The sequence below is a fragment of the Streptomyces sp. NPDC096152 genome, from assembly GCF_044763235.1.
GTDB lineage: Bacteria > Actinomycetota > Actinomycetes > Streptomycetales > Streptomycetaceae > Streptomyces.
On the sequence record NZ_JBIWFW010000002.1, the window covers coordinates 591,006 to 614,281 of the forward strand.

Below are 23,276 nucleotides of genomic sequence, written 5' to 3' on the forward strand. Positions count from 1 at the left end.
TCCACTATCCGCCGGAAAGTTCCGGCGTGTCGACTTTCTCCGGCGTACGACCCGCGGACCTGCTGTGGGGATGGTGTCGCGTGGGCGCCGGGGCGAACGTGACGGGCAGGTGTTCGGGGCCCCGCAGGCCGCCCGCCCGCCAGCTCAGTTCACCGGGCGGCACGGCCAGCCGGAGGCCGGGTAGGCGGCGCAGGGCGGTTCCGATGGCGATCTGGCCCTCCAGCCGGGCCAGCGGCGCCCCCAGGCAGTAGTGGACGCCGTGCCCGAAGGCGAGGTGCGCGTTGCTCTCCCGGGTGATGTCCAGGCGGTCGGGATCGGGGAACTGCGCCGGGTCCCGGTCGGCGATGGCGGAGGCGACCAGCACGGTCGCTCCTCGCGGGATGGTCACTCCGCCGATGGTCACGTCCTCGCGCGCGAACCGGGCGATGCCGGGGTTGACCGGGCCGTCGTAGCGCAGGAACTCCTCGACCGCACCGGGCAGCAGCCCCGGATCGTCCCGCAGCCGTCGCAACTGGTCGGGGTGGGCGAGCAGCGCCACGAGGGCGTTCCCGATGAGGTTGACCGTGGTGACGTATCCGGCCACCAGCAGCAGGAAGGACATGGCTATCAGCTCCTCCTCGTCCAGCCGGTGCTCCTCGTCCCGAGCGGTGATCAGGGCGCTGAGCAGGTCGTCCTGCGGCCGGCCACGCTTCGTGCCGAGCAGCGCGGTCAGGTACGAGCGCATCTGCCGCCAGGCATGCTCGATCCGGGCCGGGTCCGGTGGCTCCGCTCCCTGGACGAGCATCTCGGTGGTCCACCGGTGGAACGCGTGCCGGTCGGCGACGGGCACGCCGAGCAGTTCGCCGATCACGGTGACGGGCAGCTGCAGCGCGAAGCTCTCGACGAGGTCGGCCCGGCCGGCGGGCAGGATCGCGTCGAGCAGCCCGTCCGTGATCTCCTGGATGCGCGGTCGCAGCTCGCCCACCCTGCGCGCGGTGAACGCCTTGGACACCAGGCGGCGCAGGCGGGTGTGGTCGGGCGGGTCGCAGCGGAGCATGGTGCGCATCATCGACTCGCGGTCCGTGGCGGGGAGCCGCTCCAGGAGCCGGGTGTCCGACGCCTCGCGGACGTCACTGCTCAGCCTCGGATCGGAAAGGGCCGCGAGATTGTCCTCGTACCGGGTGACCAGCCACGCTTCGAGGCCGCCCGCGATCACCGCGCGCCGAACCGGGCCCTCCTCGCGCAGCTGCCGGTAGAACGGGAACGGATCCGCCAGGAAGGCCGGGTCGGCGTAGGGCAGGAGGATCGGCTGCCGGTTCATCGTGCCTCCCGGGAGCGTCGTGGGCACGGACGCGAGCTGTCCACTTTGAGGGTATATGGCGCAGGAGTGCGGGGCGCGGACGGAACGACGGGAACGGATGGAACCGGCGGAACGGACGGAAGGGCTGCGATGGAACGGACAGTGGGGCCGGCCACGGAACCGACGGCGGAACGGACGACGTGCTGCGTGGTGGGCGGCGGGCCGGCCGGGATGGTCCTCGGTCTGCTGCTCGCGCGGGCCGGCGTGGAGGTCACGGTCCTGGAGAAGCACGGTGACTTCCTGCGCGACTTCCGCGGCGACACGGTGCATCCCTCGACCCTGACCCTGCTGGACGACCTCGGTCTGGCCGAGCGCTTCGCGCGTCTGCCGCAGCGCAGGGTGACCACCGTGCGGCTGCCGCTCGGCCCGGACGGTTCGCTGATCACCGTCTCCGACATCAGCGCGCTGCCCGGCCCGTACAACTACGTGGCGATGGTGCCGCAGTGGGACCTGCTGGACCTCCTCGCCGACGAGGCCCGGAAGGAGCCGTCCTTCTCCCTGCGGATGGGCACCGAGGCGACATCGTTCCTGGTGGAACGCGCAAGGGTCACCGGCGTGCGCTACCGCACGGCGGACGGCCGTACCGGCGAACTGCGGGCCACCCTCACCGTGGCCTGCGACGGACGCTGGTCGCTGGCCCGCTCGCGGCCCGAGCTGCGGCTGCGGCGGTTCGCGTGCCCCATGGACGCCTGGTGGTTCCGGCTCCCGCGGCGGGCGGGCGACCCGCACGGGCTGGTGGGAGGGACCGGCGACCGGATCGTCACCGCCATGATCGACCGCGGGGACTACTGGCAGTGCGCCGCGCTGATCCCCAAGGGCACGGACGCCGAGCGCCGTGCCGCCGGCCTCGAACGGTTCATGGCCGACTTCTCGGCCGCCGCCCCCTGGCTGGCGGACCGGGCGCACGCACTGCGCTCCTGGGACGAGGTGAAGATGCTCGACGTACGGCTCGACCGCCTCCGGCGCTGGCATCGCCCGGGGCTGCTGTGCATCGGCGACGCGGCACACGCGATGTCGCCGGTGTTCGGCATCGGCATCAACCTCGCCGTCGAGGACGCCGTGGCGGCCGCCCGGTATCTCGTCGAACCGCTGCGCAGGGGCGAGGTCGGCCTGCGGGACGTACGCCGCGTCGAGCGGCGCCGGTGGCCGACGGCGGCGCTGACGCAGGCCTTGCAGCGCATCGCCCACGCGCGGGTCATCGCGCCCGTGCTCGCCGGCCGCCCGGCCTTCGGCGACACCGGGCGGGCGCAGCACGTGAGCGAACTGCTCACCACCGCACCCTGGCTCAAGCTGGTGCCGGCGTACTTCATCGGTTACGGCGCGCGGCGCGAGCGCCCACCTGCCCAGTCGTTGCGGTGAGTTGGACGTGCGGGCCCGAACCGGTCCGCCCCGGGCGCGGCACGACGTACGGCCGCCTTGGCACGGTGACCGTCGGGTGCTGGGGCCGGTCTCAGGCCGCGGTGGTGAGGACGGGCAGATAGCCGTGGGACTGCCCGAGGGGTGTCGGGTGGTAGGACTCGTTGGGGGCGAGCAGGTTGACGCTGCGCATCCAGGGACTGCCGGAGCAGATCTCGTGGTCGCTGAAGGCGCCCCTGACATCGGCGAAGGTGAAGCCGTGACGGGCGGCGCGCCGGTGGATGACGCTGTCGAGATGGTCGACGGCGTCGTCGATGGCGGCCCGGTCCGAGTCCGCGAGGCCCGCCGTGCAGATGCCGTTGAGCTTGTACAGGTACGGGTAGCCGAGGACCACCACGTGGGCGGCCGGGGCCCTGTCCGCGATGGCTGTGTAGAGGCTGTCCAGGTCGCGAGGGAGGGTCTCGTCCATGTAGGCGTTCGCGTCGGCGACGGCCGTCCGGCAGGCACCGGCGCCCAGGAGCACGCAGGTCGTCATGACACGGCCGAAGCCGGCGTCGCTGCCGCCGACGGTGAGGGTGACCAGCGCGGTACCGGCGCCGAGCGGCCCGAGCTGGTCGGTGAGGACGTCACTGGCGCGAGCGCCGTCGCAGGCGGTGAAGCCGAACGACGAGGGCGCGTGCTCCGCGGCCCACAGCGCGGGATACGAGTGGCTGCTGCGCAGGCAGTTCCCGCTGGAGTTGAGGTAGCCGCCGGCGCCCACCCCGGCGGAGTAGGAGTCGCCCAGCGCCACGTACCCGGCGCCCTCGGCGCGCGGCATGGCCTGCGCCGGCGCGGCACCGGTGAGGCCTCCGGAGACGAGGAGGGCCGCAGCGGCCCATGAAGCGATTCGGGACTGTCTCATACCTTTCCCTTAGCACGGTCCGTGCCGCCCGACCGCGCGGCCGTCCGCCGCGCGCGCGGCCGTCTTGCGCCGCGCCGGGAGACCTGGCCGTCCCGGACGGCAAGGGGCGCAGCAGGGGTTGGTCGGGACACCGATGCCGCGGGCCGCTCCTTTTCTCTCCGGCGGACGTCCCCCGGACGGCCGTCACTCGAACGGCGGTGCGCGTCCGGTCACGGCCGGGGTCTTCGGCAGCGCCCGCAGAGGAGCCCCTGGCCGGTCACGACACCGTCCAGGGGCTCCGCGAGGCAGGCGGCCTGCATCAGCCGTCGGACTCCGACGACGGGAGGTAGGCGCCCGGCACGTCCGCCGGCGCGAAGATCTTGTTCTCGCCGGGGTACGGCTTCCTCCACCCGTGCGTCTCGTACCACGTGAAGTGGTTCATCTGCGCGGGGTTCGCGAAGTCGGGCACGGCGCCCGGCCCGGTCAGCCGCTGCTTGGACTTCCACCGCTCCCACGTCGCCGCGAGCGGCTTCATGTCCGCCGGCACCGTCGCCGACGGCGCGGCCGCGGCGTGGGGGTCCTGGGGCGCGGGGTCGTCCAGGCCGCAGGACGGCGGGGTCTTCAGACCGTCGGTCAGCGAGGTCCGGTTGGGCAGCGCCTCGAACGGTGTGTAGTCCGGGTGCCGGGTGAACGCCGCCCGCATCGGGCTGGCCGCGCTGTCCTTCTGGTTCATCGGGTGGATCCCGAGGATCTGTTCGATGGTCCGGATCACCGTGATCTGGGTGTAGTAGTGGCTGTCGACGACGCCGTGCCGGGCCCAGGGGCTGATGATCTGGATCGGGGCACGGTGGCCGTCGACGTGGTCGAGACCCGCCTGGGAGTCGTCCTCGACGACGAAGACGGCCGAGTCCTTCCAGTACTTGCTGTGCGAGATCCTGTCGATGATCCTGCCGGTCGCGAGGTCGTTGTCCGCGACCTGGGCGGCCGCGTTCGCAGGGCCGCCGGTGTGGTCGCTGGAGAGCCAGAACATGTTCAGGTTCGCCGGCCCGTTCTTCTCGAAGTCGCGCTTCCAGATCTCGTACCGGTAGACGTCCGGGACGCTGGTGTCGAACTTCGCGAAGCCGTGCACCGACACGTCGTTGAGGGACGGGATCGGCGAGGACGAGTTCAGGGTGTAGGCGGTGTCCTGTCCGGTGGCGTCCATGTTCTTGGCGTCGCAGTACAGGTTCTGCCAGCTCGCGTCCGACGGCTTGGTCAGGAACTGCTGGAACTCGCCGAAGTTCCGTGCGGACTTGCCGGCCGCCTGAGCGCCGGTCCAGATGAAGCCGGTCCGCTGGTGGCCGAGGGCGTCGTCCTCCGTGTCGTAACTGCGCGCGTACTCACCGGCCGACGACTCCGTGTACTCCGGATTGTCCGCCTGCATCAGCCAGTTGTGGCCCTCGGCCGAGTTCGTGCCGATGTCGTACGTGTTGTCGTACAGCCCGAACTGCCTCGCCAGGGCGTGCTGGTTCGGCGTCACGTTCTCGCCGAACTGTGCCAGCGACGGGTCGCCGTTGCCTTCCGGAACGTCACCGAGGACCTGGTCGTAGGTCCGGTTCTCCTTGACGATCATGAAGACGTGCTTGATCGTCGAGGAGTCCCCGAGCCGCAGCGGGACCGGCGCGGGCCTCGTGTCGCCCTTGCCCTGGGCCGTCGTGACGGAGCCGCCGTTCCAGCCGTTCTGCCGGAAGACCTTGGCCGTCTGGGACCTGATGACCTGGTCGTCCGGCAGCTTGAACCGCTGCACGCTCGACGTCGTGTCGTGGGTGCCGTGCCCGGCGCTGCTGGTGGGGCGACGGGCGTCGACGCCCCGGGTGTTGGAGACCACGACCTCGTCGCCGACGGTGGTGACCTCCGCGGGGAAGTAGTCCGTCGGAAGCAGGCCGACGTAGCTGACCGGCTCCTGCGGGCCGGTGTACCGGTAGACCGCGACCGCGTTGGCGCGGCCGAGCGTGACCAGCAGACGGCCGTCGTCGGTGAGCGCCACCGCGTCGGGCTCGTAGCCCACGGACGCCTCCGGCCACGGCTGGGTGGCGATGGTCTGCACGACCTTGTCACGGTGGGTGTCGATCACCGAGACGTCGTTGGTGGCGGTGTTGGTGACGAACAGCGCGCCGTTCCTGGCGTACAGGGCGGTCGGGTGCAGACCGACGTCGATGCCGGCGGGGGCGGCATCGGGGTGCGCCAGGTCGATCACGCTGACCGTGCCGGTGGTGGTGGCCGCGGTCCTCGGGTCGGCCGGCACCTGGGTGCCGTAGGAGTTGAGGGTGGTGTCGCCGGGCTTCGCCGGACGCCCGCCCTCGTTGCTGACGTAGAGCTTGGTGCCGACCTCGACCATGTCACGCGGGGCGTTGCCCACGGCCCAGCTCCGCTCGACGGCCCCGCTGGCGGCGTCGATGGCGACCACCCGGTTCTGGCCGTTGACCGCGGAGTACACGGTGGAGCCGTCGGGGGAGAACACCGGTTCGCCCACCAGCGCGTGCCGGGGGCCGTCGGCCGGGATCCGGATGAACGCCGGGTCGGCGACGCTGCCGTCGGCCTGCACGGTGAACCTGGTGTAGCCGTCGGTCTGGCCCAGCCACAGCTGCGAACCGTCCGGGGAGTACGTCGGGCCCTCCTGGCCCACGCTGTTGCCGCTGATGCGCGGGCTGGACGCCGCGGAGGCGCCGACGAGCTGCTGCACCTTCCAGTTCTTCAGGTCGACGACGGCCAGGGCGCTCCCGCCGTCGGTCAGCGAGGCGGCGAGATGGGTGCCGTCCGGGCTGACCGAGGACGACATGATCTTGCCGTTGTCGACGACGAGGCGGTCGCCGTACGGGGCGATGTACTGGTCGCTGGAGACGACCTGGCCCTGATCGGTGATCTGGCCGACCTGGTCGGTGCCGAACTGGTGCGTCTGGGCGAAGGCGGCGCCTGCGGCGACGACGCCGAGAGCGGTGATGCCCGCCGTCACCAGGGGTATCCGGCGGCCGATGCGTCTGCCGAGGAAGCGGAGGTGGCCCTCCTCGGCACGTCGTCGGCGGCGTGTTACCTGCATGGAGTCATCCCTTCGGGGTGGGGAGCAGGTCGACGTTGCCGTCGAACTGCCAGAGCGGGTTCGGTGCGTCGCCTGCCGGGGTGCGCACCAGGAAGTAGCCGTTCACTTCCTTCGGTCCGTCGCCGTCGGCCACGAACCGCCCGTCCGCGGTGACGTCGAGCTGGTAGACGGCCGTCCCCGTGGCCTCGACGCCGGGGAGATGCCAGGAGACGACACAGCGCCAGTCGTTGCCGGGCCCGTCGGGGGAGAGCCGGCCGGCGCCCTTGGTGCAGGCCGCAGTCGCCCGCAGGCGCGCCTCGGTGACGTCGGGGCGGTTGAGCTGCTTCGTCTGCAGGCGGTAGAGGTGGGCGAACGCCGTGGCGACCGACCGCTGCACCTTGTCCTGGCGGATGCCGGAGTCCATGGACGGGGTCGCCATGGCGACGACCGTGACCGTGAGGGCGAGCAGCACGGCCGGCGGGAGGAGCCCGACGGCGATCGCGCGGCGCCCCGCGCCGTCGTGGGCCGGGTTGGTGAAGTCGCGCCGCAGAAAGAGCAGATGAGCGAGGGCGGTCGCGAGCACGGCCCACACCAGGCTGACAACGATGCCGATGAGCAGCGGACCGGCCTGGACGGGGTCGGTGAAGAGGCCGTTCCAGGCGATGAAGGCGTAGCCGGGCAGGGCGAGGCGAACAGCGACGGGCAGCGGCAGCATCTGGGCGATCTGCATCGCGAGCGCGACGAGTGCCGGCAGCAGCAGCCCCATGGGGGACCGGCCGAGCGCGACCGATCCGAGGAGCCCGATCGCGGCGAGGGCGAGGGTCGGGGCGAGCACACAGACCCAGGCCGTCAGGACCTTCACGGCGGCGTCCCCGGGCGACAGCAGGTGGCCGTCGAGTCCGGCCAGCGGCCGGGCGCCGACCGTCAGGAGCCCGCCGACCGTGCTGGAACAGCCCAGCCCGGCCACGAGCAGCAGGATGACGGTGAGACCGGCGAGCGCCTTCGCCGCGAAGATCCGCCGCGACGAGCGGACCGCCACCAGCAGGTGACGCCAGGTGCCGAGCCGGTCCTCGGACGCGAACACGTCGCCGGCGACGATCGAGGTGAGCAGCGGGAGCGCCCAGGTGCCGGCGAAACCGAGCAGCACCAGCGGTCCGGCCCACCCGGTGGCGTGCATCCAGCGGCCGAAGAGGGTGTCGGTGGGGAGCGTGCTCTGCCGGCTCACCGCGGCGACGAAGAGCCCCGGCGCGGTCCAGCAGGCAAGGACCAGCAGGCGGATCCGCCACTGCGAGACCAGCTTGACCAGCTCGAAGCGGTAGGCGCGCGACACCGGCACGCGAACACGGTGGGATCCGGCGGCAACAGCCCGGTCGTCGACGCTGGTCGTCGCGGTCATCGGCCGGTCTCCTGGGACTCGGTGAGGGCGAGGAACGCGGCCTCCAGCGGCGACACCACGGGGGCGAGCTCGCGCACCGCGATGCCCGCGTGCACGAGCCGCACCACCAGTTCGTCGAGAGCGGCCACCGGCGCCCGCACCACCAGCCCCTCGCCGTCGTGCCGCGGGGCGGCGTCGTCGACGACACGGATCCCGGCCGTGTCGAGAGCCGTCCAGCGGGCGGCCCGCGCGTCGGAGGTGACCAGCCGGTAGTCGAGTTCACGGTTCTCGGCGGCCAGCTTGCTCAGCGGGCCGGAGAAGACGGCCCGTCCGGTGGCGATGACGGTGACTTCCGCGCAGAGTGCCGCGAGGTCGTCCATGCGGTGACTCGAGAGCACCACGGCGGCCCCGTCCGCCGCGAGCCGGGTGAGGACCCCGTGCACATGTCTCTTGCCCGCCGGATCCAGGCCGTTGGAAGGTTCGTCGAGCACGAGCAGCCGGGGCCTGGTGAGCAGGGCGGCGGCGAGCCCGAGTCGCTGCCTCATGCCCAGGGAGAAGCCGCGGACCCGGTCGTCGGCGACATCGGTGAGCCCGACCTCGCCGAGTACGTCGTCGATGTCGGCCGTCCGCGGGTCGTGGCCGCGGAGAGCGGCCAGCGCCGCCAGGTTCTGCCGGGCGGTGAGCGAGGGGTACAGGCCGGGCCCGTCCACGAAGCCGGCGACCCCGTCGGGGGCGGCGGGGGCCCGCCCGACCGGCGTCCCCAGGATCTCCAGGCGGCCGCCGTCGGCGACGGCCAGCCCCAGCAGGAGACCCAGCAGCGTCGTCTTGCCGGCGCCGTTCGGCCCGACCAGGCCGTGGATCTGCCCCTGCGTCACCTCCAGATCGATGCCGTCGAGTGCGACGACCTCGCCGAAACACTTCGTGATCCCGCGCGCCCGGAGTGCTGGGAGTGCGTCCATGAGCCCCTTCTTTCGCAACCTCAGCGACCTTAGGGACGGCACACGACGCGGCCGGGGGCGGTTGGTTGAACACCCGTGAAACGACAGGCGACCGCATCCGCCGCGCCGCGAGCCGGAACACGAAAGGCCGCGGCCTGTCCTCATCTGTACTCAACTGCGCACGAAAAGGCAGTAGTTGTGTGCACACCAGCGAAATCGTCGAAGGTCCGCGGCGGGGGCGGCGACCGGCCTTGCCGCGGCCCCAGAGCCGACGCGCGCGGCAGGCACAGGGCCCTGCGGTGGGGAGAAGGAGGCGGCGTGTGGCTCGGCCAGGCTCTGGTAGTGGCTCGTGGCGGCGGGGATGTGGAGCGACACGCTGGGGGCGAGAGGGTGAGGGTGTGTCAGGAGTCCACCCGTAGGGGCTAATGGTATGTCAATCAGTCTGCATTTACTGTGGTTTGCCGTCCGCTCTGCCATCGGCGAGGCGTTCCATGGGTGCGATAAATACCCCGTTCGGCGCTCAATGGGACGATTATCGGCTTTGCCTTAAATGACATGAGTGGCGGAGATGGTTACGTTCATCTTGTGCCGGCTGAGGAGTCGGCATTCCTGAGACAGGAGAAACGAGATGAAGACCTCCCGTTCCACTGTTGTCACCGCCGCTGTCGCGAGTGCCGCCGCTCTGGTCGCGTCGGGCATCACCTACGCGTCGGCTGCCTCGGTTCCGGCGGTCCAGGTCCAGGCGGCTCCGGCCGCTCCCGTGGCGGCTCCGCTCGACGGCGGCGCCCCGAACAAGGGCAACGACGACTACGACGAGGGCCGCATCCACATCAACGAGCGCTCGTACTCCTCCCACTCGGGTGACTGCATCACCGTGATCAGCGGCCTCGGTGCCAAGACCCTGAACATCTGGAACGACAGCCGCAGGACCGTCGAGGTCTTCCGCGGGGTGGTCTGCGACAACGGCGCTCCCGTCGCCACCGTCGGCCCGCACAGCTCCAGCGACGGCGTGCGCGTCTGGCACACCAAGGGCGTCTGGGTCAAGAACGGCGTCGTCGGCAGCTTCCGCGTGGTCGACCACGACTGGAAGGACTGACCTCGCACCGGCCAGGTGACGAGGAAGCCCCGGCCCGCCGGAATCGGGCCGGGGCTTCTGCCTGCACTGTCGTCCGGCACTCCCCACGCACGGCCGCCGAGGGCGATCAGTCACCGGTGACGGGGAACATGGCGGCATACGGGTCGGGTTCGCCGGTGAGCGGGTCCAGTCCGGCCACACGTCGACGGAGCTTGTGCGGACCGACACCGCTGATCTTCCTGATCGCGTCGCGCGGGAAGGGGTGCGCCCGCTGGTCACCGACCTGACCGGTCCTCTCCGTCGCGCTGATCGTCGAGGCGGGCAGTCAGATCCGGCCAGTGCTCGGACCACCGCGCCACATCGTCCGCGGTCAACGACCACCGCGAACGCAGGGCTTCGTCCGGCAGGAAGTGGACGCAGGTCCCCGTGGTCCCGTCGGCCTCGACGGGCTGCAGATCGGACACCGGGACGCCGTGCTCATAGCGCTGGCTCCAGGATCCGTTGAGACGGCGGTTGGCATGCATCAGCCACTCGCTGAGCGCTGCGACGACGGACATGCCGCGACGCGGATGTCCGTCCGGAAGCCGCTCCGCCTCCGGGAGGTCGAAGAAGCGAAGATCCTTCGTGGCCATGACCGGCTTCTTCACCACCCGGCCATGCTCGTCGACCCGGGTGTCGGTGCCCCGTCCGTCATCCTTCACCGACACCGAGCCGTCGGTGTGCAACGTGACCACACACCGTCCCCCGCCCCGGCTCGCTGCCTCGTCAGCGGCGTAGGCGACGATCTCAAGAACAAGGTGTTCCGGCCCGCCCGGAGCGAACTCTGCGGATCCCTGGCGGATCCGAGCGAGATGGCCCGCGTCCACGATGCCGGCCCAATCGTGCGTGGTGTTGACCCAGGAGGCCCTCGATCCATCCATCCGACAAGTATCCGCCGGGCTCTCGTCGATGAACCGCGCTGCGGTCAAGGACGGGCCGGCCGCCCCCCGGAGACCGTCGTCCGGCCGTCGCCCCGCCTGCACGCACGCGGGGTGACCGAGTCGCACCGACGCTACGAGCCAGGCGTCGTCCCCCGTTGCGCCTCGTCGATCAGAGCGGCGAAGGCGCTGAGGACGCAGCGCAGGCCGAAGGTGTAGGCGTGGTCGGGGTCGTAGGCACTGCCGTGTGCGGCGCCGGCCGCTGCGCCGACGCGGACAGCGGTGGGATAGGAGTCCGCGTCCAGGACGCGTGCCAGCAGGGGGGCGTTCAGGTCCCACCACTGCTGGTCGTTCATGGCGCTGTCGTCCTGGGCGGCGCGCGCGTCCGCGGCGGCGCGGGCGCATGCCTGCACGAAGGTGAGCAGATGGGTCAGGCAGGCGTCCATCTCGAGGTCGCTCAGGCCGAGGCCGTCGAGCGCGCGAAGTTCGTGCTCGTACTTCGCCATCTGCCCCGGCCCGAGCGGGGGTCTGGAGGTGGAGACGGTGGCGGCCCACGGGTGGCGTTCGAAGAGGGCCCTGTTCTCGTCGGCGACGGCGATGACGCGCTCGCGCCAGGGCCGGCCGCCGGTGTCGGTGCGGGGCATCCGGGCGTAGGCGGCGTCGAGCATGAGGTCGAGGAGTTCGGCCTTGCCGGGGACGTAGGTGTACAGGGTCATCGGCACCACGCCGAGTTCCTTGGCGACCTGGCGCATGGTCAGCGCGTCCAGGCCCTCGGCGTCGGCGATGGCGCCGGCGGTTTCGACCACCGCGTCGATGCTCAGCGCGCGTCGCGGTCCGCGGCGGCGGTCGGGGGAGGAGCCGCGCCACAGCAGGTGCAGGGTCCGGGCCGGGTCGCCCGCGCTCGTTCGTTCGGTCGGCACAAGCCAATCCTCTCGCACCGCATCTCTGTACTCTGTACAATGTACGTCGTACAGAGAAAAGGGAACCCATCGGTGCAGGGCAGAGGAGCCTCCGTGAAGATCACCAGTAGTGCCGTGTCACTGAACGTCGACGACGTCCCCGCGTCCTCCGCCTTCCTCGTCGGGCACTTCGGCTTCAGCGAGGTGATGGCCGCCGACGGCTTCGCGTCCCTGACGCGCGACGACGCCGGCATGAACGTCGTCTTCCTGCGGCGCGGGCTGGAGACACTCCCGGCGGACCAGTGCGAGGAGCACGCCGCGGGTCTGATCCTCGCCTTCGTGGTCGAGGACCTGGAAGGCGAGCTGGCCCGCCTGCGCTCCGAAGGCGTGGCGATCACCATGCCCCTGACCGACGAGGACTGGGGCGAGCGGGCCTTCCAGGTGCGCGACCCCAACGGTGTGATCGTGCAACTGGTCGACTGGAACGCGCCCAGCAGCGGCTGAGACCCCCCGGCGCTCCGGTGCCGTCCCGCCCCCTCGGCTGCACACCGGTACTGCGCTTCGCAAACGCCCCCGACGGCGGCCCGACCCCCGGCGGCGCCCTCACCCGTCCCGCGCACCCTCCGCGGCGGCTGCGCGGCCTCGACCCGGCGGCCCGCTACCGGGACGACGACACCGGCGCCGAATGGTCCGGGGCCACCCTGACCGGCTACGGCCTGCCGGTTGCGGCCCTGCCGGACGGCGACTGCGCGAGCGCCCTGGTCGGACTGCGCCGGGTGGCTCGACTCGGCTCCGCACGCGCACAACCTGGCCGCCATACGCATTGGTGCCTTCACCTCCGAGCATGCGTGTCGGCCGGATTACACCGGCCTTCCCGGGAGATCCTGAGAAGCATGAAGGCCATCACGCTCGACAAGTACGGTTCACCCGACGACCTGCGACTCACCGACGGGCCCGACCCGAAGGTCGCGCCCGCGGAGGTGCTGATCCGGGTGAAGGCGGCCGGGGTCAACCCGGTCGACTGGAAGCTCGCCGCCGGATATCTCGACCCGATCATGGAGGTCCGTTTCCCCCTGATCTCCGGCTGGGACGTCGCGGGCGTGGTCGAACGCGTGGGACTCGACGCCGGCGAGTTCGCCGTGGGGGACGAGGTCTTCGGCTACGTACGCAAGGACTGGGCACAGAACGGAACGTACGCGGAACTCGTCTCGGCTCCCGTCCGCACCCTGGCCAGGAAACCCGCGGCCCTGACCTGGGAGCAGTCCGCCGGGGTACCGCTCGCCGGGCTCACCGCCCACCAGACCATCAAGAGGGTCGGCCTCCGCGCGGGGGAGACGCTCCTCGTGCACGCCGCCGCGGGCGGTGTCGGCTCCCTGGCCGTGCAGATCGCCGTCGCGCTCGGGGCCCGCGTGATCGGCACCGCGAGCGAACGCAACCACGCGTTCCTCCGCGAGCTCGGCGCTGAACCGGTCACCTACGGCGACGGCCTGGCCGACCGGGTCCGGCAACTGGCGCCCGAGGGTGTCGACGCGGCCCTCGACTTCGTCGGTGAAGGCGCGGTGGACGTGTCACAACAGCTGCTCAAGAACCGCGAGCGGGTCGCGTCGATCACCGAGGCGGAGGTCGAGGAGAAGGGAGGACACTTCGTGTGGGTCCGCCCGAACGCGGCCGACCTCGCGGACCTCGCCGAGCTGGCCGACGCGCGGAAACTCACGGTGCATGTCGAACACGCCCTGCCGCTGGCGGAGGCGGCCGAGGCATGGCGTCTGAGCCAGGCGGGCCACACCCGCGGGAAGATCGTCCTGACGATCTGAGCCGAGTATGCCGCGCGCCGGGGCGGAGCGGGCTGTATCCGGCCGGCCGTGGGCAGCAGGACACGGCCCGCCGTACCGGCCTGGTACGAGCACCACTCGAGGTGCACCGTCTCCCCCTTCAGTCGAGGGTGGACCCGCAGCTCGGGTTGACCACGATCCCCGTGACGGCGGTCTTGTTCTCCAGCAGCGTGCGTCAGCCTCCAGGCTCATGGTCGATCGCGATCACACGCGCGAGCGCACCCTACGAGCAGGCACTGACACCGAGGCATTCCTCACCGTCCTCAAGTGGCCCAAGGGACCACATGGTTAGAGTTGGACCGTGCCCGAGCTGAAGCGGCTGCAGGCCGGCCATGCCCCGGCGGTCCTGGCGTTCGAGCTGGCGAACCGTGCTTATTTCGCCGCCTCGGTGCCCGACCGCGGCGACGACTTCTTCGACCGGTTCACCGACCGGTACAGCGCCCTGCTGGCTGAGCAGGAGGCCGGCATCTGTGCCTTCCATGCGCTCGTTGACGACGACGGCTCGGTACTGGGCAGGTTCAACCTGGTGAACATCGAGGAGGACACCGCGGAGCTCGGCTACCGGGTGGCGCAGCATGTCACCGGCCGCGGCGTGGCGAGCGCGACCGTCCGCGAGCTGTGCCGGCTGTCGGCGCAGCGGTACGGGCTGCGCACGCTCAAGGCGGCCGCCGCCCGCGAGAATGCCGCGTCCCAGAGGGTGCTGACCAAGGCCGGGTTCGTCCTGATCGGCCCGGCGGACCCTGCTGACCTCGGCGGCAAGCCCGGCGACTGGTATCGGCGCGATCTGGTGACCGGTCGCCGGCGTTCGAGCTGACGGGTCCACGCGCAACCCCGCACCGCACCGGGCCACTTCGGCGTCACGCTGCAGCGTATCGGTGGCCGAACGGGGTTGATACCGGGGGATCACTCGGGTTTCCTGTTCCGATGCCTGATCTTCGTATCCAGCAGCCGGGCGACGACGCCGCGCTCAGGGGCTGGCGACACGTCCACAACGTGATCATTTCCACCCACCCTCTTTCCCTGGACGAGGTGCGGGACCGTGCCGCGCGCAACCACCTCGAAGTTGCCTACCTCGGCGACGTGCTCGTGGGCTGCAGCACGGTGCGCCCGCCGGCTGACGACACCTTGACGGCCACAGTGATCGCCCGTGTGCTCCCGCCTCACCGTGGACGGGGCTTCGGTGAGGAGCTCTATGCACGAGGGCTGCACCGGGCGCGACAGCTCGACGCCAAGGTGATCGAGACGGTGGTCCTGTCCTCCAACGACGACGGACTGCGATTCGCGCTGAAGCACGGATTCGTCGAATCCGAGAGATACCTGTTGCCCGGTGACACCGTCCCCTGGATCGACCTGCGGCTTTCCTGACGCAGACCCACCCTCGGGCTCGGTGCCTACGCGGCCGACCAGCCACGTCGCCCACGGCGGCACCAAGGCCGGCCCGATGCCACGGCCGGTGCCGAGGCGCGACGCCTCTGGACGGCCGGGAGCCCTTGTGATCGTATTCCGGGCATGACTTCCTTGATCCGTCATCTCACCGTCGACACCGACAATCCCTATGCGTTGGCGGGGTTTTGGGCCCAGGTCCTGGACGGCTCACTCTCCGATGACGACTTTCCGGGGGATCCGGAAGCCATGGTCACGGCCGCTGCGGCCGTCTTACTGTTCGTGAAGGTGCTCGACCGCAAGACGGTGAAGAACCGCGTGCATTTCGATCTCCAGCCGCAGGACCGCACCCGGGACGAGGAGGTCGAGCGTCTGCTGTCGCTCGGTGCCACACTTCAGGGCGACCACCGAAGGCCTGACGGCACCGGGTGGGTCACGCTGCACGACCCCGAGGGCAACGAGTTCTGCGTGGAACGCAGCGCGGCGGAGCGGGCGAACACGTGATGCCCTGCCGCTCGGTCGTGCCGATCATCCATGGAGCACCTAGTACTCCAGCCAAAGGCGTGAGCACGTGGGCGTCAATGCGACGGTCGCGTCAGATCAGTGGCCTGACCCAGCGACTCCATTCCTCATCGGCGTGGTAACCGGCAGCGCGCCAGGCATGCTGGCCGAGTTCGTTGTGGTCCAGGACCATCGCATCGGCCCGGCGGCCGCCGAGCGCCACGAAACGTTCGTGCGCGCTGGCGAGCAGGGCGGCCGCGATCCCCTGGCGGCGCTGGTCCGGGTCGACGGCCAGCCGGTACAGATGGCAGCGCCAGCCGTCGTAGCCGGCGATGACCGTACCGACGATCGCTCCGTCCCGTTCGGCTACCAGCACGGCCTCCGGGTCACGGTCGAGCAGTCGGGTGACGCCGTCCTCGTCGTCGGTGATGCTGGTGCCCTCGGCCGACCGGGCCCAGAAGGCGAGCAGGGCGGGAGCCTCGGCGTCGCTCGCGGTACGTATCTTGATCTGGCTCATCGCGACTGTCTACCAAGAGCGGCACCATCGGAGCGGTCAATTTCGGGTGCCGGACGCCGAGTCGGCCGGCGCGACGACCGCCCAGCAGCGGTGGCAGGCCGTGGATGCGCCACGCCTCCTCGCCCTCGTCCGCGCCGGATCCCGCTTCGAACGAGGACACCTCGTCGAACGCCCCGAAGCTCACGCGGCCTGACACACCTCCACCGTTCCTGTGTCCGTGCCAACGGTTAGGGTTCGGCAACATGCGCGAGTCCGGAGGGGCAGTCATGGCCGAGGATGCGGTCGACCTGATCCGCCTGGAGGGGGACGGCAATGACTGTGCGTGGTCTGACGACGCACACCAACGCCCGGACTTGGTCCGGGAGACCTGGCCCATGACCGAAGACTGAACCGTAGCCAGTGATCAGGTTCGTCAGCCTCGTTGGGTCGGGGGCTCGCCACGAGCGATCATGCAGTAGTGGTGTCCAGAGCGGGTGGGGGCTGTGAGCGGCATATCGAAGGTTTCTGTACGGCGGCGCAGACGCGTCGGCATGGTGTGGCTGGTCGTCTCCGCCGCGCTGGTGGGCGTGGTCGCGACGCTGGGCGCGGTGGCCGGGAACACCGAGCGGGTCACCGGGATGTGGGTCAGCGCCGTGATCGACAAGGACGGCAGTGCCCGTATCACCGAGGTGATCGACTACGACTTCGGGGTCGGCGTCAACGCACGGCACGGTATCTACCGTGACATCCCCGGGCTCGGCTACGAGGACGAATCCAGGCCCCGCGTCACCATGGACGGCGGCACGGTGCCGTACGAGGTCACCATCCCCGACGACCGCGACCTGTGGACCGAGGACATCCTGAGCTTGCGCGTGGGCGACCCCCACGACACGGTCACCGGCGTCCACCGATACTCCGTCCAGTACACGCTCCAGAACGTCGCCCGCGGTGGCAAGCTCGCCTGGGACGCTATCGGCACGGGCTGGAACGTCGATGTCGCCAACGTCCGGGTTCACGTAGTGACGCCGTACGATCTCGCCGGCGCGCGCTGTGTCCAGGGCACCAGGCGTTCCCGGCAGCGCTGCGCGCTCACGGAGCCCGAGCCGGGCCACCTCGTCGTCGACCTCGGCGAGCTCGACGCGGGCAAGGGCGCCACCCTGTACGCGACCCGCACCGGCGGCACGCTCACCGACAAGGCGGCCACCCCCGTACCGCCCTCGGGCCCGGCGACCGGCAACGACGTGGGCGTCGGCACGCTGGTGCCCGGCCTGCTGGCCGCCGGAATCGCCCTGCTCGCCGCGTTGGTGACAGGACGGGTGATGCGCTTCATGGGGCGCGAACGGGGCACGGCGGACGGCGGGGATGGCAGGGGCAAGCGCGTCGACGTCGAGAAGCTCGGGCGGTCCCTGACGCCGGTCTCGGCCCCTCCGGCCGAACTCACCCCGGCGCAGGGCGGCATCCTGCTCGCCGAATCCGTCCTCCCCCAGCACCAGGTGGCCTGGCTGATGACCACCACCCTCGACGGCCACCTCGACATCGACGACAATCAGCACCACCCGACGCTGACCCGCCGTACACCCGCCGACGGCGGGGAAGTCGACCCGACGGTCAAGGACGTACTCGACCACGTGTTTCCTGGCCGCGACAGCGTGACGCTGGGCTTGTACGACCCGTGGTTCCAGGAGGGCTGGAACACTCTTCAGAGTCGCTTGGAGGCCTGGCGGCGCGGATCCGGACTGTGGGATCCGGCCGGCACCGAGCGCTGCTTTTGGGCGCAAGTGGGCGGGTGCGTCGCCGCGCTGGTGGGTGTGATCGCCGTCGTCGTCGGGGCCGTACTGAGCGACAACGACGTCGGCCCCGCGTGGTGGATGGTCCTGGTGCCCGGCGCGGTCGCTGCGGGTGGCGGCCTGGCAGGTGCGGTCCGCGGCTGGGAGCTGGAGATCCGCTCCCCTCGCGGTACGGCCCTGTGGACCCAGGTGGAGGCGTTCCGGCGCTACCTGTCCGACTCCGCTCCCCATCAGGTGGACGAGGCCGCCGATGTCGGAAGGCTGGACCTGTACACGGCGTGGGCGGTGGCCCTCGGCGTGAACGACCGCTGGTCGCAGGCGATGTCCGACTCGACGGCCACCCCGACCGCCGGCCGCTCCGCCCGCCGCATGTCCCTCTTCGGCCCGGCCATCGCCGTCGCCCTGGTCAGCTCAGCGGCGGCGTCCGCGACCTCCCCCTCCTCCGGCGGTGGCAGTTCCGGCGGCGGCAACTCCGGTGGCGGTGGAGTCGGCGGCGGCGCGGGAGGCGGTGGCGGCGGCTCGTGGTGAGCGCCGGGCCGCGGTCCGATGAGCGATGGGCGGGTCCGGGCCGACTCCGGCGTCCACGAACAGGCGAGCACGTCGGTGCTCAACGACGAGGAGCACGCGCGGCGCCACGCGGACCGCAAGATCAAGGATCGGCTCCGCCAAGGCTTCACCGAGGCCGACCCGCCCCGCCACCCGGCGGAAGACGACGGCGAGACACCGGTCCTGGACGTCCTCACCACGGCCAGAGGCCCCTGTGCCCCCGAACCCCGGTACTTGCCGGTCGAAGGCTTCGACCAGGCCTATCGCCGTGGTCCTTCGGTCCGCCGACCTCGAGGCGCTCATGGAGGCGCTGCCGCAGGCGTCTCCGCGGAGCTGGGTGGGGTGGAGGTGCGGAACTTCAGGGGCGACGTCGAACGCCTCGAACCCGGCACGTCCCAACCTTCGCCGAGGTGCTGTCCTTCCTGGTCGACTGACACACCAGAGGATCTCGCGTCGGACGAAGCCGGGGGAGGGGCTACGCGTTGTCCGCGCGCTTTGCCGGTCCCTCCGGCGGCCGCCGGAAAACTCGGCTGCGGGTGACACCGGCGCGCTCGTAAGCTTTCCGTTCGCGGGGCCGGCGGGGCGCCCTGTGGCAGTGATCAGTCAGCTGATCGGAGATGCACAGGGACATGACTTCTCGACTTTTCGCGCTGTGCTTCGATGCGAGTCAACCGCGGCGGCTCGCGCAGTTCTGGTCCGGGGTCCTGGGGTGGGAGACGGTCGACGATCCGCACGACGGCGTCACACTCCTGCCCAGCGACGACACCGGATTCCGTATCCGTTTCTCTCCGACCCGGGAACCGAAGGCCGGCCCGAACCGGATGCACTTCGATCTGACGAGTACGTCTCCGGAGGACCAGCAGCAGACGGTGGCCAGGGCGCTGCGGCTCGGCGCACGGCACATCGACATCGGCCAACGCCCTGAAGAGGGGCACGTGGTGCTCGCCGACCCCGAGGGCGACGAGTTCTGCGTCATCGAGCCGGGCAACAACTTCCTTGCCGACTGCGGCTTCATCGGAGCGCTGGCCTGCGACGGTTCGCAGGAAGTCGGGTACTTCTGGAGCAAGGCGCTGGGGTGGCCCCTGGTCTGGGACCAGGACCAGGAGACCGCGATCCGCTCGCCGCACGGCGGTCCTAAGATCACATGGGGTGGTCCGCCGGTGGCGCCCAAGACGGGCAAGAACCGGCTGCACTTCGACCTCGCTCCGCCCGCCCCCGGTGAACGGCAGGCAGAGATCGAGCGCCTGCTCTCCCTCGGAGCGACCCGAATCGACGCCGGGCAGGACAACGCCGGCCAGGACCCGGCCGGCCGGGTCGCGATGGCCGACCCCGACGGCAACGAGTTCTGTCTGCTGACGCCCGCGTAGCGCGGCAACAGGCCCCCGGTGGTCGGCCGGGGGCGTGTCGCAGGATCAGCCGGTGGCTGGTCAGTGGCTCGCCGCCGGTTCGCCGCTGAGTTTGCCGTGGAGCCGGGCGCTGGGGTCGTTGAGGCCGGTGATCTCGACGGTCTTGCCGCGCTGGGCGTACTTGGTCGCGCCCGCCTGGAGCGGTGCGCTAGCCGCCGGGGCGGGTGGTGGACCGGTAGGAGTTCCAGTCGGCGCGGCCGCCGGCGCCCAGGACGGCGACGTCGGCTGCCAGTTCGCCGCGCGCGTGGGTTCTCAGTTCGCGTCGGGCGGTGTGGGCGACGAGGGTGGGGAAGAGGGGCCGCAGCGGCTGGCACCAGCGCAGCCAGGGGGGTGCGTAGATGTGGTGGGCGCGGTGGACGATGCCCCGGGTGAGCCAGTCGGCGACCTGGGCGGGGGAGTGGACGCGCCGCGCGAAGCGGGGCTGGTTGCGGCGCAGGGCCCTGAGGACCGGGTGGTCGTCGATGCCGGCGACCATGTCGGTGCCGGTCCAGTGGAGGTAGGCGATGCCGACGGTGACCCCGTCGGGTGCGACCTCGCCGCGCAGCGCCTGGGCGAAGGATTCGGCGCCGGCTTTGGAGGCGCAGTAGGCGCTCATCATGGGGGCGGAGCCGAAGGCGGCGGTAGAGGCGATCTGGAGGAAGTAGCCGCGGGTGCGGGCCAGTTGCGGGAGGAAGGCTCTGGCGGTGTTGGCGGATCCGGTGAGGTTGACGTCGATGACGCGCTGCCACAGGTCGGCCGGGGTGTGGGTGAAGGGGCCGCCGGCGGCGATGCCCGCATTGGCCACGACCACGCTCGCCGGGCCCAGTTCTTCCTCGACCTGGCGGGCGGCGCTCTCCAGCGCTTGACGGTCGGTGACGTCGGCCTCGACGCAGACGCTCCGGTTCGGCAGCAGGGCGGCCGCCCGGCAGAGGGTCTCCTCCTCCCGCCCGAGCAGTGCGACGAGCAGGCCCGCATCGGACAGGCGCCGCGCCAGGCCTTCACCGACTCCGCGCGCGGCGCCGGTGACGACCGCGACCCGGCCGCTCAGCGGCGCGCCGGGAGCGGAGCGGTGTGCGCCGGTTCTGGGGATGTCACGCATGTCCGTCCTCACTGCTCACCGGCCGCCGACGACGACCCAGCGTCCGTTATGTCCGGAAACAAGGTTATGTCCGGGCTGCCTGGTCCGCTCCGGAGGGCGAGGGACAGGAATGCCGGAGGAGGACGCGAGGGGGTCGCGGACCCGGCACCTCAAGCGGCTACCGCGCCCGCCTGTCAGCACTCCTGCTCGGACGGCTTCGCCACGGCGTGCGTGACGGTCATGTCGAGCAGGAGCACGGCGTCGTGGTCGGGGGTGCCGGGCTCCGCGGTGTAGACGCCCATCCGGTGGCCGGGGGTGCCTTCGAGGGCCATGCCCTGGAAGCCGAGGGTGAGCCTGCCGACGTGCGGGTGCTGAAAGGTCTTGGTGGCGACCTTGCGGCCCGTGACCTCGTAGCGCTCCCACAGTCCGGCGAAGTCGGGGCTCTTGAGGAGCAGCTCGCCGACGAGATGGGTGAGGTCGGGGGCGTCGGGGTCGGTGCCGGCCAGGGCGCGCAGGCGGGCGACGCAGCCGCGGATCTGGTTGTCCCAGTCGGGGAAGATCTCGCGGGCGGCGGGGTGGAGGAAGAGGTAGCGGGCGAGGTTGCGCTGCTTGGCCGGCCAGTCGCCGATGCCCGTGTAGAGGGCGAGGCCGCCGGGGTTGTGGGCGAGGACGTCCATGCCTCGGCTGACGATGTAGGCCGGGTACGGGCGCACGCTCTCCAGCAGCAGCTTCAGGTGGGGGCGCACGGTACGGCTGGGGGCCTGGACGGGCTGGGGCGCATAGCGCGCGGCGCGGACTGCCAGGTCGCGCAGGTGCTGGTGTTCGGCGTCGTCGAGCCGCAGGGCGCGGGCGAGGGCGTCGACCACGGCGGGACTGGGCCGGGTCTCCTTGCCCCGCTCCAGACGGGTGTAGTAGTCGATGCTGACCCCGGCCAGGGTGGCCAGCTCCTCGCGGCGCAGGCCGGGAGTGCGGCGCACGCCGGGCCCGGGGGTGAGGCCGACGGTTCGGGGACTGGTCTGGGTACGGCGGGCCCGCAGGAAGCGTCCCAGTTCCTCGCCACTGTGCTGCTCGGGTGCCATGGGGCCAGTGTCCCTCCGCTGTCACCGTGACACGCCCGATGAGGGGGGCCCTGCCACACCCCCGCTCGCCACTCCCCGGCAGACCTCGGCCTGCCTGTCACGCTCGCCGGGGGGCAGGCTGGATCGTGTAGCCCGGACCGGAGGTACGGGCGTCGGACCACCCTCGTCGCGCATGCCCTGACCGACTGGGGCCGCACCTCCGCCTTCCGTCTTCCGCCTGGAGCCGCGTCGAATCCCCCCGCCGGGCATCCGGCCCGCCAGGCGCCGCCACCCGTTCCCCCGAAGGAGCTGAGCCCATGCGCGCCACCCTGCTGTACGCGGCCGATGACGTACGCGTCGAGAACGTCGCCGACCCGAAGATCCAGAATCCCGCCGACGCCGTCGTGCGGATCGTGCTGTCCTGCATCTGCGGCAGTGACCTGTGGCCCTACAAGTCGCTGCCGCCCACCGACACCCCGCGCCACATGGGCCACGAATTCCTGGGTGTCGTCGAGGAGACCGGCTCCGAGGTACGGACCCTCAAGCCCGGCGACGTCGTGGTGGCGCCGTTCGTCTACAGCGACAACACCTGCGGCTACTGCCGTGAGGGCCTGCAGACCTCGTGCGTGCACGGCGGACAGTGGGGCGTCAACGGGGTCGACGGCGGCCAGGGTCAGGCGGCACGCGTCCCCTACGCCGACGGCACACTGGTGAAGCTGCCGGTCGGCGAGGACTCCGAGCTGCTGCCGGACCTGCTGACGCTGTCCGACGTCCTGTGCACGGGCTACCACGCCGCCCGCACCGCCGGCGTCCGGCGCGGCGACAGCGTCACCGTCGTCGGGGACGGTGCCGTGGGCCTGGCCGCGGTGATCTCCGCCCGGCTGCTCGGCGCCGAGCAGATCATCCTCATGGGCCGCCACAGCGAGCGGACCGACCTGGGCCGAGACTTCGGCGCCACCGACGTGGTCGCCGAGCGCGGCGAGGAGGGCATCGCCCGCGTACGCGAACTGACCGGGGGAGAGGGCACCCGCAAGGTCCTGGAATGCGTCGGACTGAGGGACGCGATCGTGCAGAGCTTCGGCGTGGCCCGCGACGGCGGCACGATCAGCCGCGTCGGCGCCCCCCAGTTCACCGAGGTGCCCTTCGGGTTCGGTGACTTCATGCGCAACATCACCCTCACCGGCGGCGTCGCCCCGGCCCGCGCCTACATCGAAGAGCTCATGCCGCACATCCTCGACGGCTCCGTCAGGCCCGGCCGCGTCTTCGACCGGACGCTCGGCCTGGAGGACATCGCCGACGGCTACCGGGCCATGAACGACCGCGAGGCACTGAAGGTCCTCATCCGGCCCTGACCCAGCCCCCGCCCACCCGCGAAG

At 71.2% G+C, this 23,276-nt stretch carries 20 protein-coding genes and 1 pseudogene; 11 read left to right on the forward strand and 10 right to left on the reverse strand.

The window, feature by feature from the left end:
- Positions 1-4: 4 nt before the first annotated feature.
- On the reverse strand, positions 5-1,300 hold the full coding sequence (locus ACIQ9G_RS08160; protein WP_403607493.1) for a cytochrome P450: 1,296 nt from the start codon (positions 1,298-1,300) through the stop codon (positions 5-7).
- A 129-nt stretch (positions 1,301-1,429) separates the two neighbouring features.
- On the opposite strand from ACIQ9G_RS08160, the gene ACIQ9G_RS08165 reads away from it, so the two are divergent.
- Positions 1,430-2,698, forward strand: a complete 1,269-nt coding sequence (locus tag ACIQ9G_RS08165) for an FAD-dependent oxidoreductase (protein ID WP_403607494.1) — start codon at positions 1,430-1,432, stop codon at positions 2,696-2,698.
- A gap of 91 nt (positions 2,699-2,789) precedes the next feature.
- Here ACIQ9G_RS08165 and ACIQ9G_RS08170 read toward each other — a convergent pair whose 3' ends face one another.
- From ACIQ9G_RS08170 to ACIQ9G_RS08185, 4 genes are all read right to left on the reverse strand, one after another.
- Positions 2,790-3,596: an SGNH/GDSL hydrolase family protein gene (locus ACIQ9G_RS08170; RefSeq protein WP_403607495.1), complete on the reverse strand. Its 807-nt coding sequence runs from the start codon at positions 3,594-3,596 to the stop codon at positions 2,790-2,792.
- 298 nt (positions 3,597-3,894) lie between these two features.
- Positions 3,895-6,651 (reverse strand): alkaline phosphatase family protein, encoded by a 2,757-nt coding sequence (locus ACIQ9G_RS08175; RefSeq protein WP_403607496.1) that lies wholly within the window; start codon positions 6,649-6,651, stop codon positions 3,895-3,897.
- A gap of 4 nt (positions 6,652-6,655) precedes the next feature.
- On the reverse strand, positions 6,656-8,026 hold the full coding sequence (locus ACIQ9G_RS08180) for an ABC transporter permease (RefSeq protein WP_403607497.1): 1,371 nt from the start codon (positions 8,024-8,026) through the stop codon (positions 6,656-6,658).
- Complete coding sequence (locus ACIQ9G_RS08185) at positions 8,023-8,964, reverse strand: ABC transporter ATP-binding protein (protein ID WP_403607498.1); 942 nt, start codon at positions 8,962-8,964, stop codon at positions 8,023-8,025. Before ACIQ9G_RS08185 ends, ACIQ9G_RS08180 begins: the two co-directional genes overlap by 4 nt.
- Positions 8,965-9,571: 607 nt before the next feature.
- On the opposite strand from ACIQ9G_RS08185, the gene ACIQ9G_RS08190 reads away from it, so the two are divergent.
- Positions 9,572-10,039, forward strand: coding sequence for a hypothetical protein (locus tag ACIQ9G_RS08190; RefSeq protein ID WP_403607499.1), 468 nt, complete (start codon positions 9,572-9,574; stop codon positions 10,037-10,039).
- A gap of 254 nt (positions 10,040-10,293) precedes the next feature.
- Here ACIQ9G_RS08190 and ACIQ9G_RS08195 read toward each other — a convergent pair whose 3' ends face one another.
- Both ACIQ9G_RS08195 and ACIQ9G_RS08200 read right to left on the reverse strand, forming a co-directional pair.
- A complete protein-coding gene (locus ACIQ9G_RS08195) occupies positions 10,294-10,938 on the reverse strand; it encodes an ATP-binding protein (RefSeq protein ID WP_403607500.1) in 645 nt (214 codons plus the stop codon).
- 131 nt (positions 10,939-11,069) lie between these two features.
- The gene (locus tag ACIQ9G_RS08200) at positions 11,070-11,855 is read right to left on the reverse strand and encodes a TetR/AcrR family transcriptional regulator (protein ID WP_403607501.1); all 786 of its coding nucleotides are present in this window, start codon (positions 11,853-11,855) and stop codon (positions 11,070-11,072) included.
- Positions 11,856-11,948: 93 nt separating this feature from the next.
- Between ACIQ9G_RS08200 and ACIQ9G_RS08205 the strand changes: the two genes are divergently transcribed.
- The 6 genes and pseudogenes from ACIQ9G_RS08205 (at position 11,949) to ACIQ9G_RS08230 (ending at position 15,553) form a co-directional block, all read left to right on the forward strand.
- Positions 11,949-12,338 carry a VOC family protein gene (locus tag ACIQ9G_RS08205; protein WP_403607502.1) on the forward strand — a complete coding sequence of 130 codons (390 nt, stop codon included), beginning with the start codon at positions 11,949-11,951 and terminating at the stop codon, positions 12,336-12,338.
- A 17-nt stretch (positions 12,339-12,355) separates the two neighbouring features.
- Positions 12,356-12,586, forward strand: a pseudogene (locus tag ACIQ9G_RS08210) (GH36 C-terminal domain-containing protein); the annotation flags it as partial.
- A gap of 141 nt (positions 12,587-12,727) precedes the next feature.
- Positions 12,728-13,648 (forward strand): NADP-dependent oxidoreductase, encoded by a 921-nt coding sequence (locus ACIQ9G_RS08215; RefSeq protein WP_403607931.1) that lies wholly within the window; start codon positions 12,728-12,730, stop codon positions 13,646-13,648.
- Between the two features lie 319 nt (positions 13,649-13,967).
- On the forward strand, positions 13,968-14,480 hold the full coding sequence (locus tag ACIQ9G_RS08220; protein ID WP_403607503.1) for a GNAT family N-acetyltransferase: 513 nt from the start codon (positions 13,968-13,970) through the stop codon (positions 14,478-14,480).
- A 110-nt stretch (positions 14,481-14,590) separates the two neighbouring features.
- Positions 14,591-15,031, forward strand: a complete 441-nt coding sequence (locus tag ACIQ9G_RS08225) for a GNAT family N-acetyltransferase (protein WP_403607504.1) — start codon at positions 14,591-14,593, stop codon at positions 15,029-15,031.
- A 144-nt stretch (positions 15,032-15,175) separates the two neighbouring features.
- A complete protein-coding gene (locus tag ACIQ9G_RS08230; RefSeq protein WP_403607505.1) occupies positions 15,176-15,553 on the forward strand; it encodes a VOC family protein in 378 nt (125 codons plus the stop codon).
- A 91-nt stretch (positions 15,554-15,644) separates the two neighbouring features.
- Here ACIQ9G_RS08230 and ACIQ9G_RS08235 read toward each other — a convergent pair whose 3' ends face one another.
- Positions 15,645-16,067, reverse strand: a complete 423-nt coding sequence (locus tag ACIQ9G_RS08235) for a GNAT family N-acetyltransferase (protein WP_403607506.1) — start codon at positions 16,065-16,067, stop codon at positions 15,645-15,647.
- 530 nt (positions 16,068-16,597) lie between these two features.
- Between ACIQ9G_RS08235 and ACIQ9G_RS08240 the strand changes: the two genes are divergently transcribed.
- Positions 16,598-18,361 carry a DUF2207 domain-containing protein gene (locus ACIQ9G_RS08240; protein WP_403607507.1) on the forward strand — a complete coding sequence of 588 codons (1,764 nt, stop codon included), beginning with the start codon at positions 16,598-16,600 and terminating at the stop codon, positions 18,359-18,361.
- Between the two features lie 647 nt (positions 18,362-19,008).
- Positions 19,009-19,746, forward strand: coding sequence for a VOC family protein (locus ACIQ9G_RS08245; RefSeq protein WP_403607508.1), 738 nt, complete (start codon positions 19,009-19,011; stop codon positions 19,744-19,746).
- Between the two features lie 187 nt (positions 19,747-19,933).
- Here the strand turns inward: ACIQ9G_RS08245 and ACIQ9G_RS08250 are convergent, their stop codons facing one another.
- On the reverse strand, positions 19,934-20,863 hold the full coding sequence (locus ACIQ9G_RS08250; protein ID WP_403607509.1) for an SDR family oxidoreductase: 930 nt from the start codon (positions 20,861-20,863) through the stop codon (positions 19,934-19,936).
- A 173-nt stretch (positions 20,864-21,036) separates the two neighbouring features.
- A complete protein-coding gene (locus ACIQ9G_RS08255) occupies positions 21,037-21,921 on the reverse strand; it encodes a helix-turn-helix transcriptional regulator (RefSeq protein ID WP_403607510.1) in 885 nt (294 codons plus the stop codon).
- Positions 21,922-22,217: 296 nt separating this feature from the next.
- On the opposite strand from ACIQ9G_RS08255, the gene ACIQ9G_RS08260 reads away from it, so the two are divergent.
- The gene (locus ACIQ9G_RS08260; protein ID WP_403607511.1) at positions 22,218-23,252 is read left to right on the forward strand and encodes a zinc-dependent alcohol dehydrogenase family protein; all 1,035 of its coding nucleotides are present in this window, start codon (positions 22,218-22,220) and stop codon (positions 23,250-23,252) included.
- Positions 23,253-23,276: the final 24 nt, after the last annotated feature.

What these genes read in the sequence shown, in the direction of transcription:
- ACIQ9G_RS08180 (WP_403607497.1), bottom strand. Translation starts at nt 8,026, where the DNA reads ATGACCGCGACGACCAGCGTCGACGACCGGGCTGTTGCCGCCGGATCC.
- ACIQ9G_RS08160 (WP_403607493.1), bottom strand. Translation starts at nt 1,300, where the DNA reads ATGAACCGGCAGCCGATCCTCCTGCCCTACGCCGACCCGGCCTTCCTG.
- ACIQ9G_RS08255 (WP_403607510.1), bottom strand. Translation starts at nt 21,921, where the DNA reads ATGGCACCCGAGCAGCACAGTGGCGAGGAACTGGGACGCTTCCTGCGG.
- ACIQ9G_RS08225 (WP_403607504.1), top strand. Translation starts at nt 14,591, where the DNA reads ATGCCTGATCTTCGTATCCAGCAGCCGGGCGACGACGCCGCGCTCAGG.
- ACIQ9G_RS08170 (WP_403607495.1), bottom strand. Translation starts at nt 3,596, where the DNA reads ATGAGACAGTCCCGAATCGCTTCATGGGCCGCTGCGGCCCTCCTCGTC.
- ACIQ9G_RS08215 (WP_403607931.1), top strand. Translation starts at nt 12,728, where the DNA reads ATGAAGGCCATCACGCTCGACAAGTACGGTTCACCCGACGACCTGCGA.
- ACIQ9G_RS08245 (WP_403607508.1), top strand. Translation starts at nt 19,009, where the DNA reads ATGACTTCTCGACTTTTCGCGCTGTGCTTCGATGCGAGTCAACCGCGG.
- ACIQ9G_RS08240 (WP_403607507.1), top strand. Translation starts at nt 16,598, where the DNA reads ATGGTGTGGCTGGTCGTCTCCGCCGCGCTGGTGGGCGTGGTCGCGACG.
- ACIQ9G_RS08195 (WP_403607500.1), bottom strand. Translation starts at nt 10,938, where the DNA reads ATGGATGGATCGAGGGCCTCCTGGGTCAACACCACGCACGATTGGGCC.
- ACIQ9G_RS08185 (WP_403607498.1), bottom strand. Translation starts at nt 8,964, where the DNA reads ATGGACGCACTCCCAGCACTCCGGGCGCGCGGGATCACGAAGTGTTTC.
- ACIQ9G_RS08175 (WP_403607496.1), bottom strand. Translation starts at nt 6,651, where the DNA reads ATGCAGGTAACACGCCGCCGACGACGTGCCGAGGAGGGCCACCTCCGC.
- ACIQ9G_RS08190 (WP_403607499.1), top strand. Translation starts at nt 9,572, where the DNA reads ATGAAGACCTCCCGTTCCACTGTTGTCACCGCCGCTGTCGCGAGTGCC.
- ACIQ9G_RS08250 (WP_403607509.1), bottom strand. Translation starts at nt 20,863, where the DNA reads ATGCGTGACATCCCCAGAACCGGCGCACACCGCTCCGCTCCCGGCGCG.
- ACIQ9G_RS08260 (WP_403607511.1), top strand. Translation starts at nt 22,218, where the DNA reads ATGCGCGCCACCCTGCTGTACGCGGCCGATGACGTACGCGTCGAGAAC.
- ACIQ9G_RS08165 (WP_403607494.1), top strand. Translation starts at nt 1,430, where the DNA reads ATGGAACGGACAGTGGGGCCGGCCACGGAACCGACGGCGGAACGGACG.
- ACIQ9G_RS08230 (WP_403607505.1), top strand. Translation starts at nt 15,176, where the DNA reads ATGACTTCCTTGATCCGTCATCTCACCGTCGACACCGACAATCCCTAT.
- ACIQ9G_RS08235 (WP_403607506.1), bottom strand. Translation starts at nt 16,067, where the DNA reads ATGAGCCAGATCAAGATACGTACCGCGAGCGACGCCGAGGCTCCCGCC.